Raw genomic sequence first — 15,917 nt, forward strand, 5'->3', positions numbered from 1 at the left:
TTCCCTCCCCCATGTGTTATACACACATTATAATATACCCCCATAGGGTATGTCAAACCCATTTATCTCGATATTCGAAGAACATAATTTTCGACCAAAAATGTCCATGAATTTGGTAAAAAATACTCATTACATTTTACTTGTTTCTGGTATAATGTCTACAATATTTCATTTTATTCGAAAATTCGCGGTTTATTCTCGCTTGTTCACAACGTCTTTTACGTGAAAATGTAAGAACATGAAGAGTTATTTCGAAGGATTTTGTTGAATCCGCTCACGTTGTATCATCACTTATACAAATCACGTTACGGGGGATGCGCTATGGTGTATGATGGAGTGCTGCTCGGCTTGATCATCGGTCTGTTCAGGGGCGGATTTCGTCAGGGCTTGACGGGATTAAGCAACATCCGGCTGGTTGCCGGCTGGATCTTTCCACTCCTGCTGCTCGTTCAGCTTGGTATTTTTTATCTTCAGGAGGACTCCGCCTTTCTGGCTTCCATTAACGGTTATCTGTTTATGGCCGTTTATGTGGCAGGCCTTGTATTTCTCTGGCTGAACAGGCATCAGCCCGGCTTCCTTATCATTCTGATCGGCGTGTTCCTGAATTTCCTCGTTATGGCTGTCAACGGCGGGCGTATGCCGGTATCCTTGACCGCTTCCTATGTACTTGGCCCTTATTATGTCGAACTGCTGCAGTCGGGAGAGGTTATATCCAAGCATTTTATGATGGATGACAGCACCCGCCTTTCTTTTCTGGGTGATATCATCCCCCTGTCTGCCCCTTATCCCCGTACTCAGGTGATCAGCGTCGGTGACGTCGTGATGAATGTCGGCATCTTTCTGTTCATTCAGCGTGTCATGGTGGTCAAGAAGAAAAAAATAAACAAACAGGTGAATCCGCATCATGCCTAATATACAGCATACTACGCTGAAGGGAGGTAGAAGAGGATGAAAAACATCAAATATTCACGCATTGTTGTAAACGCCATTATTATTGCTTCTGTTGTTATCGCTCTGACTTCCGGATACAAGATTGGCGGTTAATGACTTGTATCCATTCACCCAGACAGGCCGGTCCCGGCCTGTTTTTTCGTGTATTCTTCCGGCAGTGTCGATTTTGGTCACATCATTGTGAATGAGTGGATTTTTCGCACAGACCCTGATATGTTAGACATCAAGATTCCCTACAAGGCAGGAGAATAATACCCATGAGATTATTGAAATCTCTCCATCAGCACATTACCCCTACCGGCATCTACGCTGTAGTGATATGCCTCGCTGGTGCCGCGATATTTGGATATACGAACAAGGGGTCCTTTTTGCAGTATTCCTCCTTGGAATGGGTTACCGTCTATTCCATGCTGGGAGCCGTGCTTATCCTTGAATATTTCACATTTCAGCTTCCGCCTGCAAGCAACAAGCAGTCCATGGATTCATCCGTTTATCTTGCCTGCATATTCGTCCACGGCAGCGAAATCGCCATCTTCATCCTGCTGCTAACGAGCGTAATTGCGGCGATCCGGGATTACAAGCTTTCCTGGTGGAAGCATTTTATTAATTTTTCCATTTACGCGTTGTCCATTTTTTCAGCAGCCTCCGTTTTTCAATGGGTCGGAGGGTCCCAGGGGCCGCTTAATGATGGTTATATCGCCGCTTATGTTTTGTCCATGCTCAGCTATTTTGCCGTAAATACGTTCACCCTGGGGTTATACTTCTATTTGGCCTACGAAGGCTCGTTAAAGCAACTGCGGAGAGCCTTCGTCGCGGAATCCCTGCTGGTGTACCTGTGCACTCTGATTCTGTCGCTGGTGCTGACCGTGCTGATCTATCACAATGGCATTCTGGGGCTGGTACTGTTCCTGGGGCTGAGCATGCTGCTGTCACACGCCTTCAAGAAGCTGTTTGATATGTTCAGAGATGTGGAAGAAAAGTCCATCATGGACCGCCGGACCGGTTTATATAACCACAGTTATTTTGAAAATTCACTTGAATCCGAGCTGAGGACAGCCAGAAAAGACAAGCTCCCCCTGTCGCTTGCATTAATAGATATCGATGACTTCAAGAAGTTTAACGATCAATTCGGCCATCTGAAAGGGGATCAGCTGCTCGGGTTTCTGGGCAATCTGTTGAAAAAGGAAACGGAAAAAACCAGCATAACCGCCTCACGATACGGCGGCGAGGAATTCACCCTGCTGATGCCGGGCTATTCCGCCGAACAGGCCTATGAAGTGGTCAATCGCATCCGCAAGAAGCTGAACGATTCCCATTATGAAGGGGTGGAGATTTTCCCGCACGGGTGCCTGTCCTTCTCAGCCGGCATCTCGGAATATCAGGCCGGGATTTACGATAAATCCCAGCTTGTAGACCAGGCCGACAAAGCCTTGTATTATGCGAAGCGTCAGGGAAAAAACGCAGTCCATCTGTCCGGCAGCTATAATGAAACGGAACGCGAAATCGACCTCGCCCAGGATATTCGGGATATTGAACAGCAGCTCACCTTATTTCTATACAAGGATATTAATGCCTTCAAGCATTCCAAGCGTGTATTCAAATACGCCATGGATATCAGTGAAGTGCTGGGACTGGGACAGGAGGATAAACGCGGCTTCGTGCTTGGAGCCCTGATTCATGATATCGGAAAGCTGGAAATCCCCTGGGATATTATGAATAAAAAAGAAAAGCTCACCCCCGAAGAATGGAGGCTCGTGAAGGGACATGTTACCTGGGGCAGACGGATCGTCGAAGCCAACGAACGCTTTGAAGAGCTGATCCCGTTCATCGAGCTGCATCACGAGCGGTATGACGGCACCGGTTATCCTTACGGCTTCGCGGGGGATGAAATCCCGCGGCTGTGCCGCATGCTTACCATTATCGATTCCTTTGATGCGATGACGACGGAGAGGCCCTATCAGCGGACGAAAACGTTCGAGCAGGCCCTGAACGAGCTGCGCGCCTGCTCCGGCACGCAGTTTGATCCCGAACTGACCCGCATTTTTATCCGCTACATCAAAGACTCGCACCTGTCCTCCCCTTACATCCGTTCACTGCAGTAGCTATAATGTAAAGAAAGAATGACTTAAGGAGAACGGGATGAAATACAGACAACTCAAATGGATGATTCTTATCATTCCAACCATTACCGTCGGCTTGTGGGAATATGTGAGGCATCAGTTTTTGCTGCCTGTCATTTCGATGGAGACAGGCAACTGGCTGACTCCGTTCATTGTGTTTGTCATCAGTGTAACGCTGCTCAGGCGCCTGTTCACCCTCATGGAGGCATCCCGGGCCGAGCTTGAACGGGAACGCGCTGCCAAGGATGTGCTGCAGGCCCGGGAAATGCTTGCGCGGGAGCTGCATGACGGCATTGCCCAGTCGCTGTTTCTGCTGTCCGTCAAAATCGATAAAGCCGAACGCAGCATCGGCTCCGCTGCGGATTCATCGCATTGGAGCGGGATCCGCAAAACACTGCATGAGGTGGACCGATACGTCCGGCAGTCCATTTCCAATCTGCGTGATCTTCCGCCCCATTCGGACCGGGCGGCACTTCCCTCGATGCTGCAGCGGGTCAGGGACACAGCCGATGATGTCTACCCGCAGGCTGCCGTGGAGTGGGACATGGCCGATGAAGCCTTGACGGCCCGTGAACAGGCCGAGCTGCTCGCTTGCATCCGGGAAGCGCTGCTGAACGCCCGCAAGCATGCCCAGGCCAGCCAGATCAGCATCCATGGAACGCCCGCGGGGCAGCAGGGCTGGAGGATGCTTGTTGAAGACAACGGCCGCGGCTTTGAGGGCGACCCGCTGGACAGGGCGGACAGGTACGGGCTGCGCATTACGAGGGAACGCGCGGAGCAAATGGGATGGACGTTCACATTTGAACGGCGTAACGACAGGACTGTAATGGAGATTTCCAAAGGAGGGCAAGTCAATTGAACAGGACAAGAGTGCTGGTCGCGGACGATTCGGCCCACGCACGGGAGGCGATCTCCGATATTCTGGCGGAAGACGGGGCTTTCGAGATCATCGGGGAAGCTTCCGGCGGAGAACAGGCTCTCCGCATGACGGAGGAGCTGATGCCGGATTTGATTCTGATGGATATTCGCATGCCGGATATGGACGGGCTGGAGGCCACCGGACTGATCAAGATGCGTTTTCCGTACGTGAAAATTGTCATCATCACCGTATCCGACGATGCGGCCCATTTATTCGAGGCGCTGAAGCGGGGGGCGCAAGGCTATCTGCTGAAAAACCTGTCTCCCTCCACCTGGCTGGAATACTTGCGGGCTGTAGTCAGTGATGAAGCGCCGCTGAGCCAGGAGCTGGCTTACCGTATTTTGCAGGAATTCCCGGCCCCTCCGAAGCAGACGGCAGCAGGTCAGAGCCTGACACCCCGCGAGCGGGAAATTCTGAACTGGGTGGCGTCCGGACAGACGAACAAGGAAATCGGGGAAGGTCTGGGCATCTCGGAGCAGACCGTCAAAAATCATTTAAAAAACATTCTTCATAAATTGCAGCTCGAAAACCGCGTCCAGCTTACACGTTACGCCCTGGAACAGGGACTGGTCGACCGCAGCTCGCAGCCGCGCAAATAAACAGACAGGCACAGATACGCGTGCCTGTCTGTTTATTGTATTATTTGTAAATCATATGAATAGTTAAGCAAATAAAGTATATTTCTCAGCCTTCATGTGATATTTTTCATACTTCTGTCAAATTTCCGCGCTCAATTTCCCTGTAATATAGCCCATTGTGGGGATGTCCCCGTTCCTTGCGAAATACTATAATGATCACTCATCAAGATTACTTATTGAAATATGTTCCGGAGGTGCATTATGAACTGCAGCATTCGAGCCGTGCTGAGGGCCGGCTTTACAAGCCTTGGTCTGGCGCTGCTTTTCCTGTTCCCACATATGGCTTGGGCTCACGCTTCGCTTGTGGACTCCAATCCTGCCGCCAATGAGGTGCTCAGCGAGCCGCCCGCCAGCATTGAGATGACCTTCAGCGAGCATTTGCAGCCCGCGTTTCTGTCCGTACAGGTAAGGGGCGCTGACGGCTCAAGAGTGGATGCAGGAGACGCAGCGCTGTCTCCCGGCGATGCTGCGGTGGTTACAGCCAGCTTGAAGACTGGTATTCCCGACGGCGTTTATACCATAACCTGGCGAGTGCTGTCCGCTGACGGACACCCTATTCAAGGGGTTATTCCTTTCCAGGTTGGCACTGCAGGCGAGATGCCGGGCGGAACCGGAGCTGCCGCTCCTTCTCCCCTGGCCCGCCCTGACCTTGTTGCCGTACGCTGGCTGCTCTATGCGGGTTTGTCCCTGTTGTTCGGGCTGCTGTGCTTCCGGCTGTACGTGTGGCGCAGCCATAACGAGAGCAACAGTCCTTGGCTGGGGGCGGGAGCGGCTCGCTTGCAGACGCTGATCTGGACAGGCTTTGCCATAACCGCCGCAGCGGTATTGGTCAGTCTGCCTCTGCAGGTCTCCTGGGATGCCGGGGTGCCGGTAGTCCGGGCCTTTTCCCCGGCGTTGATCGGTGAAGCCCTGCAGTTCACAACCGCAGGCAAGGTCTGGTTTGTCCAGGTCATGATCCTGCTGTTGCTCAGCGTGCTGCTGCTGTACGCCTTCGACCATGCCCAGCCTGAGCGCAAGCGGCTGTTGTGGTCCCATATGGCGGTCATCCTGATCCTCGGCATCATGCTGGCCAAAGCCTTCACAGGCCATGCGGCGGCGGCTCCGATCCCGGCTTTGACCATCACCGCCGATTTCGTTCATCTGGCAGCCGCCTCCTTCTGGATTGGCGCGCTCGCTGCCATGATCCTGTACTTGCCGGCAGCCACACGGCAGCTTCCCACCGCGGAGAGCGGACGCATCCGGAACGAGGCGATGCGGCGGTTTGCCGGGTGGGGAATGACGGCGGCTGCAGCCCTGCTGGCCACAGGCATTTATACCGCCCTGGTGCATCTGCCTTCACTTGGCGCGCTTGTTACAACAGGTTACGGCTATACACTGCTTGGCAAAACAGCGCTGCTGATCGTCATGCTTGCCTTCGCCGCTTACCAGTTCCGGCTTGTCCGCCGGTCGTCCGGCCACACGCAGAACGGAGCTGCGGTCCGCTGGGAGCTCTCCGTCGGCATGCTCGTGCTGCTGCTGGCCGCGCTGCTCACCCATCTGTCCCCTACTGCAGGGGCAGAGACCAGCACGGAAGGCGGCTCCTTCCGGCAGACAGCAGCCGCAGGCAGCTATACGGTCGAGCTAGCCGTTGATCCGGCCAGGGTAGGCAGCAGCAGCTTCCAGGTCTGGATCCGCGACACTGGCGGGCAGCCTGTTGCGGACATTCAGCAGATAACGCTGACACTGACGCCTGAAGCTGATGGCGGCCAAAACCAAAGCCAGGAAATCGTTATTCCCGCCAAGTCTGCCCAACCGTTCGACGCTAATGGGTTGCTCGCTGCCCTAGGCACCTGGACCGTTAGGGTGCATGCCCTGACCGGGTCCCTCGATTCCATCGATGCCGACTTCGAGCTGCCTGTTGCCGGCCCGTAACACGCTTATGAAGGGCCGACTGTACCATTCAGGGCTTCAAGAGGTTGTTTAAAAAGTCATCTTTTGATCACGAAGGAAGTCAGGAAGCGGACTCGACATCGAACCTTGAATTCAGCCGGGCCTTCCGGTGCTCACGCACCCCATGTACGCTTCGCTCCTCAGTCCCTGGCTTCATCCAACCTTCTCGGTGCTAAAAACCTGACTTTTTAAACTCGCACTTCAGGGCAGCAGCCTGAAATTATTTTAAAAGGAGTAAAAAACTGATGAATACACACAATCGTTCCTTCAAAAAGAAATTGATGAAATTATCCTCCACCTTTTCCGCTGCCGTGGCGGGAGCTCTGCTGTTCGCCGGTATTGCCAGCGCGCATGTTACCGTCTCCCCTGCCGTCTCGCAGCCGGAAGCCTGGGAGACCTATACGATCAAGGTGCCTGTCGAAAAAGATGTGGCCACCACGAAGGTAGCCCTTAAAATTCCGGAGGGCGTGGAGTTCAAGCAATATGAGCCCATTCCTGGCTGGAAGGTCAGCACAACCGCCGCTGACTCCGGCGCCGTCAAAACCGTAACCTGGACCGCTGAAGGGAAAGGAATTCTGGCCGGCCAATACCAGCGCTTTAGCTTTGTGGCCGTGAATCCATCCGCAGAAGCGAAAGTCGCCTGGGATGCCTTCCAGTATTATGCGGATGGAAGCATTGTCGAATGGACCGGCGATGAAGGATCCGACCTCCCTCATTCCGTGACGACCGTGACTGCGGACCCCGCAGCAGCGCCGGAGCAAAGCGGGCATAACGATGCCAAAACAGGACATGACGGTACACCTGGTGCAGCCGATACCAATGAAGGAGAACAGACCGCCACTGACAGCAGTGCTGCTGTCTCACAAGCCGCCCCGGCTGCATCAGCCTCTTCCGGTGTGCAAACCGCCACGCTTGTGATCAGCATCGCCGCCCTCGTGTTATCCGCTGCGGCCCTCCTGCGTGCGTTAAAGAGCCGGAGATAACGGGTGATATATGCTTACAGCAGAGTACTTAGGGGCTGTCCCATAAGTCAATTTATGATTTCTTAACTCAACTTTCGCAGCATGAAATCGGCAAACAGGCCCTGATATAACGGGGTAAAACGGAGATCTGCTGCTGGGGTTGAGGCTGAATCAAAGCACACAGCTTTTTGCTAGCTTTCTTGCAAGAAGGGGATTCTCCCCCTCAGAGTCTAGTAGCCCGAGTGAGATCGGTGTCTATAGGGTGGTGTCTGGTGTGTGGTGTGTGGTGTGTGGTGTCTGTTGCCTGATGCCCGGTGCTTGGTGCTTGGTGCCTCTCCATACAGCCTTGCACGATTATCCCTTTTGATCAGAATGCGGGGGTTGGAGGTTCGGGGGGCTTAGGGGAAGGAATAAAGAGAAACGAGATAAGAAAAAAGAGGCAGATCAAATGGGATGTTAGGCTTGAAATAGGAACACATGTTTGGTATAATGAGAAAAAGAACTTATGTTCGTGGATTATGGATTCGGAGGCGAGCAGACATGGAAGTCCAAGTGGAAACGGAACTTCAACCCCTTAGCAGTCGTTATCACAACGAGCAGGCCTGTATGGAGGCATTGATCGCGATGAAGTGGCCGAACGGCTTCGTCTGCCCGCGTTGCGCTCACACCCGCTGCAGTCGTCTAACTTCCCGGCGCATCCCCATGTTCGAATGCGCCAGGTGTGCGCATCAAACGTCGGCTTTGGTCGGCACGATTTTTGAACGAACTCATCTCCCCTTGACCAAGTGGTTCCAGGCGCTGGAGTTGTTCCTGCTCCCCGAAGGCATCTCGGCGATGCGGCTGAGCCAGGTGATCCAGGTCACCTACAAGACCGCCTGGGCAATGCTGCATCGAATCCGCCATGCCATCGGGGAGTTCGATGCCCGGGAGCTGCTCTGCGGAGACGTGAAGGTGAACAGTGACCTGTACGGGTGTAACCCGTCCCGGCCTCAGTTTTCTCATCCGCATGCTTCGGTGGTCGTAGCCGGGTGCACGGTCACGGAGTCGGGCGAGCTGGAGCAGGTCAAAATCCGCCTAGTCCCGCAGAAGAAGGGAGAGGGGCAAAGAGCAAATCGGCACGAACTCGCTGCGTTCATCAACGAACAGGTAGATGTCCGTGCATCGGCGGTACAATCGTTCCTTCAAGCCTATCGACTGTATACGCCCTTGCGGAAAGTGGTGAGAGAGGCGTGGAAATCGCTGAAGAGTACGTATGTAGCCTTGGGTCCGAAGCATCTGCAGGCGTATCTCAACGAGTACACCGGACGCCGCCGACTGCGCCTGCCCGAAGGGGAAGGAACGATGTGGCAGAAGTTGCTGTACATGGCCGTGACGATTCCGGCGATCCCTTACCGCCGACTGATTGCATGCCAACCGGTGCAGCCTCTTGCGGCTGCGGCCTAATTGCAGTACTTGAACGAGGAAAGGTGAGCATAAGGTGCGTCGCTTGAACGGTGCGGGTTAGCATGAACGAGGAAATCAGAAAAATTCAGGTTCAAGTGGCAACGAGGACCCGGGTCTTTCTATTTTTCCGATGCCTTGCTCCGCTCCCTCCTTCTTTCGGTCGGTTTCACATCACCTAAACGCTCTGCTTTCTCCAAAGAACGTCTCACGACCTCGAACCGATCTGCTTCTCCATAAGGCACAATTCAAAAAATAATAGACCCATTCAATGGTTCTGAATAGCGTAACAACAGGCGATTTTTCGCCTCATTTGATCCGTTATTTTCTTTAACGTGCCTAAAGTGTATTTTCGGTTCCGGTTTTCTGTTTTTCTGTACCTGATCCAACGGGATAATCGTGCAAAGCTCCTGAAAAGCGAGTATCACATGTCTTGCCACGATCGGCTGGCGGCTTGACTGTCCAGCACTAGAAGGGGATTCGAATTTCTCAGAACCCAGTAGCTACAATAGTGAGATTTGAGGTCCTTTGACTTTTATCTGACCCAAATCACCAAATGGGTGATTCTACCAGCATCCGAATTCCCGTAAGCACAATGCCGATCAAAAAGCCGGTCAGCGCCCCGTTGATACGAATCCATTGCAGATCCTGCCCCAGCTTGTCTTCCATAAGCGCGATCAGTGTGGCGTTATCCATCTTCTCCACATTTTCTCTGACCAGATCGCCGATCCGGCCGTGATTCTTCTCCACCAGACTGGTAATAGCCGAGATAATCTGCTCATTTAGCCTATCAAGCAGTTCCTCGTCCTTGCGCAAATCCTCAAGCAGCCGCGCACACAGCGGAAAAATATGAGCCTGCACATAAGCCCCATCCTCCATATAAGCCAGCAGGCGGCTGCGCAGCTCCTCCAGCTTGCCCAGCACCATTTCTTCGCCCTTCCAGGAGGCGGCCTGTTCATTTTTCCAATCATTTAATCTGGTATGAACCGCGCTGTCCGACGCCAGCTTCTCAATCTGTCCCTGCAAGCCTGTCAGCAAAGCAGAGCGACGCGGATGATGCTCCATCTGCAGCTCATCTATTCTTGCCAGCAAAAACTGCCGGATCATTTCCCCCATACGCTCCTCATTGAGGTAACCAAGAAACGCATTAACCGCGAACTGCATTAGTCCGTTCAACTGCAAGCCTGAAATGGCCTGCATGCCCATCGTTCCCAGCGTCATGACGGACTCCGGCTTCACCAGCCAAGATTCCGCCTGCTCAAGCGCATAATCCAGCGCCTTTTGGTCATAGGCGTGTTCCAATGTCTTGTTTGCCAGCGATTCAAGCAGTTGCCCCGCATCCAGGGAAGTCATCTGCCTGCGGATCTCCTCCGTAATGACAGGAGCGATACTGTCCAGCGGCAGCCGGCTCACCAGCCGTTTCGCTAGCGTATCGATGGCTTCGACCGCCTTAGGGGATGCAAGCGCCTGCTCCGCCCCGCCGAGCAGCATTTCCGCGAGCCGGATATCCTTGATTTTGGCCGCGATGCTTTCTTTGTTCAGCAAATTATTCTCCACCGTGCCCACCAGCGCATCTGTCAGCTTGCCCCGGTTTTTGGGGAGAAGTGCCGTATGCGGGATCGGAATGCCCAGCGGATGGCGGAACAGTGCCGTAACGGCGAACCAGTCCGCCAGTCCGCCAACCATTCCGGCCTCAAATGCGCCTGCCAACAGGCGGACAGCGCCGTACTGCTGAAACGGAAGGGATGCCGCAAATCCTGCCCCCATTATGACTAACGACCAGGTGGCCGCTTTCTTGGTCTGTCTTTTCTGTTTCGGTTTTGCCATGATTTATCCTCCAAACAATGCCCTGTAACTGAATTACCCTTTGGCACCATATTATCACCGTACGGCAAAAATCCCAAACAGCAGCCTTCATAAACCGTCACCATTCTACAAAAATAAAATCTGCCAATGACAAAAAAGGACCTGCCGCCGGTCACCAGACCGTGCGTCAGCCCCTTTTTCCAACTACGGATCACATGCTCATTCCTGCGGACGGGAATATAGCTTGAAATCATCAAAGTGGAAGCCCGGCGCCACCACACAAGTAACAAGCACCGGCTCATCGCCGAGTGGACGGGCCGTCTGCCACACACCACCCGGAACAAGCGCCTGCGGAGATTCTCCCTTCTCCACATCAGCACCTACAATAATGACGGTTTCTTCGCCAGGCTCTACGCCGCTGCCTCCCAGCTTCAGCTCGATCGGACTCCCGCTGTGGTACAGCCAGAGCTCATCAGAGTGCACCACATGCCACTCGGAGAATTCACCGGGATGAAGCAGGAAATACGTCGAAGACGCAGCAAAGCGGGGGCCGGAATACACGTCCGGCAGCACCGGTTTGGGAATTTGAAAATTGGCCTTCCACATCTCCTTGTACCATCCGCCTTCGGGATGCGGTTCCATATGTAATGCCGCCACCAGCGGGGAAACAGGTTTGCTCATCATCATTACCTTCCTTTATTAAAAATATAGCCTTATTCAAACAAAGACGCTCCCTCTACTGTAAGACACTTACATACATTTGTCACGTGGCAGTCGTGAAATACTATATTCCCTTTACGATATGCTTATGCCTCCACATCTATATGCTTATGCTTCCATATCTTAATCATATCTTAATCCTGTGTTATCTTTCTTCACAAAAAATCTTGAAATTCCCATAATCTCATTGTATCATTAATTATCTATCTTTATCGTGTTCTATTAGCTTACATAACAAAAATGTGTTAATTTTACAATTACAATGTTAAAATGGAGGCATAGACACTAGCTACTGGCTACTGGCTACTGAACCTAGAGCTTAAGCACAGACAAAGGGGGGCTCGTTCTGATTCAGTTTCGGAACGTCAACAAACATTACGGCAGCTTTCAAGTTCTGAAAGACATCAACCTGACGATTGAAGAAGGCCAGGTCGTTGTGATTATCGGCCCTTCCGGCTCCGGCAAGAGTACGCTGCTTCGCTGTATGAACCGTCTGGAGGCGATTTCCAGCGGGGAGCTGATCGTCAACGGTGTGGAGCTTCATGACAAGAAAGTGGACATCAACAAGTTCCGCCGCAACATCGGTATGGTTTTCCAGCACTTTAACCTTTATCCTCATAAGCGGGTCATTGACAACATCGTGCTTGCTCCGACGAAGGTTCTCGGTGTGACCAAATCGGAAGCCGCCGCGACAGCCATGACTTATCTTAAGCGGGTCGGCATTGAAGACAAGGCACAGAGCTATCCTTCACAGCTATCCGGAGGACAGCAGCAGCGTGTCGCCATCGCACGAGGGCTAGCCATGAAGCCCCAGGTCATGCTGTTTGATGAGCCGACGTCGGCACTCGACCCCGAGACGATTGGTGAAGTGCTTGATGTGATGCGTTCTCTTGCCCATGATGGTATGACGATGGTGATTGTCACCCATGAGATGGGCTTTGCCCGCGAGGTTGCCGACAGGGTCATTTTTATGGACCAGGGTCAGATTCTGGAAGACAGCACGCCGGCCGAGTTTTTTGCCGAGCCGCGTGAAGAACGTGCACGCACGTTCCTTAGCCGTTTGATCAACCACTAAATATAAAGATTTGAAAGGGGTTCAATCTTATGAAAAAAGGTTTGAAATGGAATGCGCTTTTGCTGCTCGTCCTCTCTTTCGCTCTCGTTCTTGCCGCATGCGGCAACAATGCTTCATCCGGCACAAACACCGGCTCTTCCGGTGAATCCGGCGGCAAAGCGCAAAGCGCGCTGGATGCCATCAAGGAACGCGGCAAGCTCGTTGTCGGCGTAAAGAGCGACACCAAGCTATTCGGTCTGAAAAACACCGGCACCGGTGAAATCGAAGGCTTCGACGTGGATATCGCAAAAGCGATCGCAAAGCACATTTTGGGTGACGAATCCAAGATTGAATTGAAAGAAGTAACCTCCAAGACCCGCATTCCCCTCCTGCAAAACGGCGAAATCGACATGATCGTCGCAACGATGACGATTACGGAAGAACGCAAGCAGCAGGTTGACTTCAGCAACGTATATTTTGAAGCAGGCCAGTCCCTGCTCGTTCCGAAGGGAAGCCCGATTACTGGCGTAGATTCTTTGACCAAAGGCACAACCGTGCTCGCCGTTAAAGGCTCCACCTCCGTAAAAAATATCAGGGAAAAGGCTCCGGAAGCCGAAGTGCTTGAATTTGAAAACTACCAGGATGCATTCAACGCGCTGAAAGCCAATAAAGGCGACACCCTGACAACAGACAACGCCATTCTGCTCGGAATGCAGCAGCAGGACCCGAACTTCGAGCTGGTGGGCGGCAACTTCACGGACGAACCCTACGGCATCGCAGTGAAGAAAGGCTCCAGCGATCTGCAGCAGGCGGTCAACGATACGCTGGCTGACCTGAAGTCAAGCGGTGAATATGACAAACTGTATGAGCAATGGCTTGGCGTTAAACCTGAATAAAAGAATGGCGGAAGGAGCCGCAGCAGCGTGCTCCTTCTTTCTTGCCATCGGTTAACGGAGGTGTGATCCGACATGCTAACTTTTGACATGAATATCCTGTTCAATTATTGGAACCTGTACATGGAAGGCTTCCTGAACACGATCAAGGCCAGCCTGATTGCGCTTGCGGCAAGCTTTCTGCTCGGCGCCCTGATTGCCGTTTTCCGGATAGCACCCTTCAAACCGCTGAATTGGCTTGGTGCCGTTTATGTGGAAATATTTCGCAATATCCCGTTACTGATTACGGTCTATCTGTTTTATTACGGTCTGGGTCCCCTGGGCATCAACCTTGACGGTTTTAAATCAGGTACCATCGGATTAAGTATTTACACCGCCGCTTATATTGCGGAAGCCTTGCGTGCCGGTATTCAGACGGTGCCCAAAGGCCAGATGGAAGCCGGCCGCTCGTCCGGCTTGACGTACAATCAGACGATGATCCATATCATTCTCCCGCAGGCCATCAAGATCGCGCTGCCGGCCATCGGCAATCAGTTCATTAACCTGTTCAAGAACTCATCCATTCTCGCTGTCGTGGCCGCTGCGGATTTGATGCTGATGTCCGACCGGATCAATTCGGAGACATTTTTGCCTGTCAGCGTTTATGCATTCACCGCTTTATTATATCTGGTCGTCACCCTTCCGCTCAGCTTTGTCATGCTGTACATGGAAAAACGGCTGGCCAAAACAACTTAAGGAGGGATGCCTGTTATGGATTTTGCTGGATTATTTTCCGGGCCTAACGTCAAATTTATACTGCAGGGCTTCCTCCTTACGTTGGAAGTCGGCATCTGGTCCATTGCCATCAGCACAATCGTGGGTATTATCTTCGGGATTCTGCGTTATACTCGAATCCCCGTGATCTCGCAGGCGGCTGCCACCCTTATTGACCTGATCCGCAACCTGCCGCTTCTGCTCATCATTTATTTCCTGTTCCTCGTCCTCAAGCCGCTCGGATTTGATGTTGAATTGAAATGGTGTGCCATCATCGGCTTGTCCATTTTCGAAGGCGCCATGATTGCCGAAGTGGTGCGCAGCGGCCTGAAATCGGTCGATAAGGGGCAGATTGAAGCTGCAAGGTCGTCCGGACTGAATTACACCCAGACCTTGTGGCACATCATTCTCCCGCAGGGCCTGCGGCGCATGATACCTCCGCTGGTCAGCCAGTACATTTCATTGATGAAGGATACTTCGCTGGCAGTCATCATCTCGCTGCCTGAGCTGACGCACAGCGCACAAATTGCCGGTGCCCAGAATCAGTCATTCGTTATTCCGGCCCTGCTGTTTGCGGCGTTCCTGTACTTTGCTGTAAACTATAGCATGTCGCTGATTGCCAGGAAGCTGGAAGTGCGGACCCACTGAGCAGCCATGGGCCAGTGAGCATTGACACGCTGACGGCCATCCTTTACTCTTAATTTAAATCATTGAACTGAATACCGCCGCGGATGAAGCTGACGGGAGAGACCTGATCCACAGGAGGATACAGGGCACCGAAGGAGCAAGCTGCACGGCACCCGGCCGGCAGTTAATCTCTCAGGTACATGTACCGCCAGCCGACGCAGCTCTGGAGAGAGCATTTTTGAAGCCACCCAAGGGGTAAGACGGGCCAGTGCCCGTCGGAAACTCTCAGGTACAAAGGACAGAGACAAGGGACTATTCCTTGTCCTGTCCTTTTTTTGTGCTTACATATTACGTAAGTAAATGAATACTGCACCATATCAGGAGGAATGGATATGCGCTTCAAGGATGTGTTCTCCATCATAGGACCGGCCATGACGGGCCCGTCAAGCTCGCATACCGCCGGTGCCGTTCGTCTTGGCCGCATGGCCCGGCACTGGCTTGGCGGAGTGCCTGAGCAGGCCAAAATGACGCTGTACGGCTCTTTTGCGGATACTTACAAAGGGCATGGCACGGATCTGGCCCTGCTGAGCGGTTTGCTTGATTATGATACCGATGATGCCCGCATTCCCGATGCCGAGCAGTGGGCGGAGCAGGCCGAGATGACATTTGAGTTTGTTGCCAGCAGCCTCCCCGCTCCTCATCCCAATACTGTCCGGTTTGAACTGCAGCGCGGCGGCGAAAAGCGCACGCTGCTCGGTTCGTCCATTGGCGGGGGAAATATAAATGTGCAGCAGCTCAATGAGTTCCGTGTCAATTTGACGGGCGAGCTCCCGGCATTGATCCTGCTTCATTCCGACAAGCCTGGCATGCTCGGGGCTGTAACCTCCGGGCTCGGGGCTGCCAGCGTCAATATCGCTTATATGCATGTGGACCGCAAAGGGCGGGACGGCGAGGCTTTAACCGCAATTGAGACGGACAGCGCTGTCCCTGAACAGGTCATCACACAGCTACAGTCATTAGCCCATATGTACGAAGTAAGAAGGATCGATATCCGCAACAAAAACAGGCGGCTGCCATAAATGCCAATAAAGGAGCAAAATAAGCG

Annotated in this window: 14 protein-coding genes and 2 riboswitches; of the genes, 12 read left to right on the top strand and 2 right to left on the bottom strand. The window is 52.9% G+C overall.

Features of this window, described 5'->3' with window-relative positions:
• Positions 1-321: 321 nt before the first annotated feature.
• The 7 genes from ACE41H_RS19180 (at position 322) to ACE41H_RS19210 (ending at position 8,962) form a co-directional block, all read left to right on the top strand.
• Positions 322-912, top strand: a complete 591-nt coding sequence (locus ACE41H_RS19180; protein WP_375357184.1) for a DUF5317 domain-containing protein — start codon at positions 322-324, stop codon at positions 910-912.
• 296 nt (positions 913-1,208) lie between these two features.
• Positions 1,209-3,053, top strand: a complete 1,845-nt coding sequence (locus ACE41H_RS19185; protein WP_375357185.1) for a bifunctional diguanylate cyclase/phosphohydrolase — start codon at positions 1,209-1,211, stop codon at positions 3,051-3,053.
• A 37-nt stretch (positions 3,054-3,090) separates the two neighbouring features.
• Positions 3,091-3,930 carry a sensor histidine kinase gene (locus ACE41H_RS19190; protein ID WP_375357186.1) on the top strand — a complete coding sequence of 280 codons (840 nt, stop codon included), beginning with the start codon at positions 3,091-3,093 and terminating at the stop codon, positions 3,928-3,930.
• Entirely contained in the window at positions 3,927-4,589 is a 663-nt protein-coding gene (locus ACE41H_RS19195) for a response regulator (RefSeq protein ID WP_375357187.1), read from the top strand. The genes ACE41H_RS19190 and ACE41H_RS19195 overlap by 4 nt, the downstream gene beginning before the upstream one ends.
• A 240-nt stretch (positions 4,590-4,829) precedes the next feature.
• The gene (locus ACE41H_RS19200; protein ID WP_375357188.1) at positions 4,830-6,539 is read left to right on the top strand and encodes a copper resistance CopC/CopD family protein; all 1,710 of its coding nucleotides are present in this window, start codon (positions 4,830-4,832) and stop codon (positions 6,537-6,539) included.
• Between the two features lie 263 nt (positions 6,540-6,802).
• Positions 6,803-7,540 (top strand): YcnI family copper-binding membrane protein, encoded by a 738-nt coding sequence (locus ACE41H_RS19205; RefSeq protein ID WP_375357189.1) that lies wholly within the window; start codon positions 6,803-6,805, stop codon positions 7,538-7,540.
• A gap of 519 nt (positions 7,541-8,059) precedes the next feature.
• Entirely contained in the window at positions 8,060-8,962 is a 903-nt protein-coding gene (locus ACE41H_RS19210) for a transposase (protein WP_375357190.1), read from the top strand.
• A 546-nt stretch (positions 8,963-9,508) separates the two neighbouring features.
• On the opposite strand, the gene ACE41H_RS19215 is transcribed toward ACE41H_RS19210, so the two are convergent.
• Complete coding sequence (locus ACE41H_RS19215) at positions 9,509-10,786, bottom strand: DUF445 domain-containing protein (RefSeq protein WP_375357191.1); 1,278 nt, start codon at positions 10,784-10,786, stop codon at positions 9,509-9,511.
• A 198-nt stretch (positions 10,787-10,984) separates the two neighbouring features.
• On the bottom strand, positions 10,985-11,446 hold the full coding sequence (locus tag ACE41H_RS19220) for a cupin domain-containing protein (RefSeq protein ID WP_375357192.1): 462 nt from the start codon (positions 11,444-11,446) through the stop codon (positions 10,985-10,987).
• A gap of 385 nt (positions 11,447-11,831) precedes the next feature.
• Here ACE41H_RS19220 and ACE41H_RS19225 point away from each other — a divergent pair, with 385 nt between their 5' ends.
• The 5 genes from ACE41H_RS19225 (at position 11,832) to sdaAB (ending at position 15,891) form a co-directional block, all read left to right on the top strand.
• Positions 11,832-12,560 (top strand): amino acid ABC transporter ATP-binding protein, encoded by a 729-nt coding sequence (locus tag ACE41H_RS19225; protein WP_375357209.1) that lies wholly within the window; start codon positions 11,832-11,834, stop codon positions 12,558-12,560.
• A gap of 29 nt (positions 12,561-12,589) precedes the next feature.
• The gene (locus ACE41H_RS19230; protein WP_375357193.1) at positions 12,590-13,435 is read left to right on the top strand and encodes an ABC transporter substrate-binding protein; all 846 of its coding nucleotides are present in this window, start codon (positions 12,590-12,592) and stop codon (positions 13,433-13,435) included.
• Between the two features lie 72 nt (positions 13,436-13,507).
• A complete protein-coding gene (locus ACE41H_RS19235) occupies positions 13,508-14,167 on the top strand; it encodes an amino acid ABC transporter permease (protein ID WP_375357194.1) in 660 nt (219 codons plus the stop codon).
• A gap of 15 nt (positions 14,168-14,182) precedes the next feature.
• Positions 14,183-14,833 carry an amino acid ABC transporter permease gene (locus ACE41H_RS19240; protein ID WP_375357195.1) on the top strand — a complete coding sequence of 217 codons (651 nt, stop codon included), beginning with the start codon at positions 14,183-14,185 and terminating at the stop codon, positions 14,831-14,833.
• 83 nt (positions 14,834-14,916) lie between these two features.
• A riboswitch (glycine riboswitch) is annotated at positions 14,917-15,030 on the top strand.
• 3 nt (positions 15,031-15,033) lie between these two features.
• Positions 15,034-15,116: riboswitch (glycine riboswitch) on the top strand.
• A gap of 88 nt (positions 15,117-15,204) precedes the next feature.
• Positions 15,205-15,891 carry an L-serine ammonia-lyase, iron-sulfur-dependent subunit beta gene (gene sdaAB / locus ACE41H_RS19245; protein ID WP_375357196.1) on the top strand — a complete coding sequence of 229 codons (687 nt, stop codon included), beginning with the start codon at positions 15,205-15,207 and terminating at the stop codon, positions 15,889-15,891.
• Positions 15,892-15,917: the final 26 nt, after the last annotated feature.

It is taken from the genome of Paenibacillus enshidis (assembly GCF_042136365.1).
Classification (GTDB): domain Bacteria; phylum Bacillota; class Bacilli; order Paenibacillales; family Paenibacillaceae; genus Paenibacillus; species Paenibacillus enshidis.

What these genes read in the sequence shown, in the direction of transcription:
- ACE41H_RS19180 (WP_375357184.1), top strand. Translation starts at nt 322, where the DNA reads ATGGTGTATGATGGAGTGCTGCTCGGCTTGATCATCGGTCTGTTCAGG.
- ACE41H_RS19185 (WP_375357185.1), top strand. Translation starts at nt 1,209, where the DNA reads ATGAGATTATTGAAATCTCTCCATCAGCACATTACCCCTACCGGCATC.
- ACE41H_RS19190 (WP_375357186.1), top strand. Translation starts at nt 3,091, where the DNA reads ATGAAATACAGACAACTCAAATGGATGATTCTTATCATTCCAACCATT.
- ACE41H_RS19200 (WP_375357188.1), top strand. Translation starts at nt 4,830, where the DNA reads ATGAACTGCAGCATTCGAGCCGTGCTGAGGGCCGGCTTTACAAGCCTT.
- ACE41H_RS19205 (WP_375357189.1), top strand. Translation starts at nt 6,803, where the DNA reads ATGAATACACACAATCGTTCCTTCAAAAAGAAATTGATGAAATTATCC.
- ACE41H_RS19210 (WP_375357190.1), top strand. Translation starts at nt 8,060, where the DNA reads ATGGAAGTCCAAGTGGAAACGGAACTTCAACCCCTTAGCAGTCGTTAT.
- ACE41H_RS19215 (WP_375357191.1), bottom strand. Translation starts at nt 10,786, where the DNA reads ATGGCAAAACCGAAACAGAAAAGACAGACCAAGAAAGCGGCCACCTGG.
- ACE41H_RS19220 (WP_375357192.1), bottom strand. Translation starts at nt 11,446, where the DNA reads ATGAGCAAACCTGTTTCCCCGCTGGTGGCGGCATTACATATGGAACCG.
- ACE41H_RS19230 (WP_375357193.1), top strand. Translation starts at nt 12,590, where the DNA reads ATGAAAAAAGGTTTGAAATGGAATGCGCTTTTGCTGCTCGTCCTCTCT.
- ACE41H_RS19235 (WP_375357194.1), top strand. Translation starts at nt 13,508, where the DNA reads ATGCTAACTTTTGACATGAATATCCTGTTCAATTATTGGAACCTGTAC.
- ACE41H_RS19240 (WP_375357195.1), top strand. Translation starts at nt 14,183, where the DNA reads ATGGATTTTGCTGGATTATTTTCCGGGCCTAACGTCAAATTTATACTG.
- sdaAB (WP_375357196.1), top strand. Translation starts at nt 15,205, where the DNA reads ATGCGCTTCAAGGATGTGTTCTCCATCATAGGACCGGCCATGACGGGC.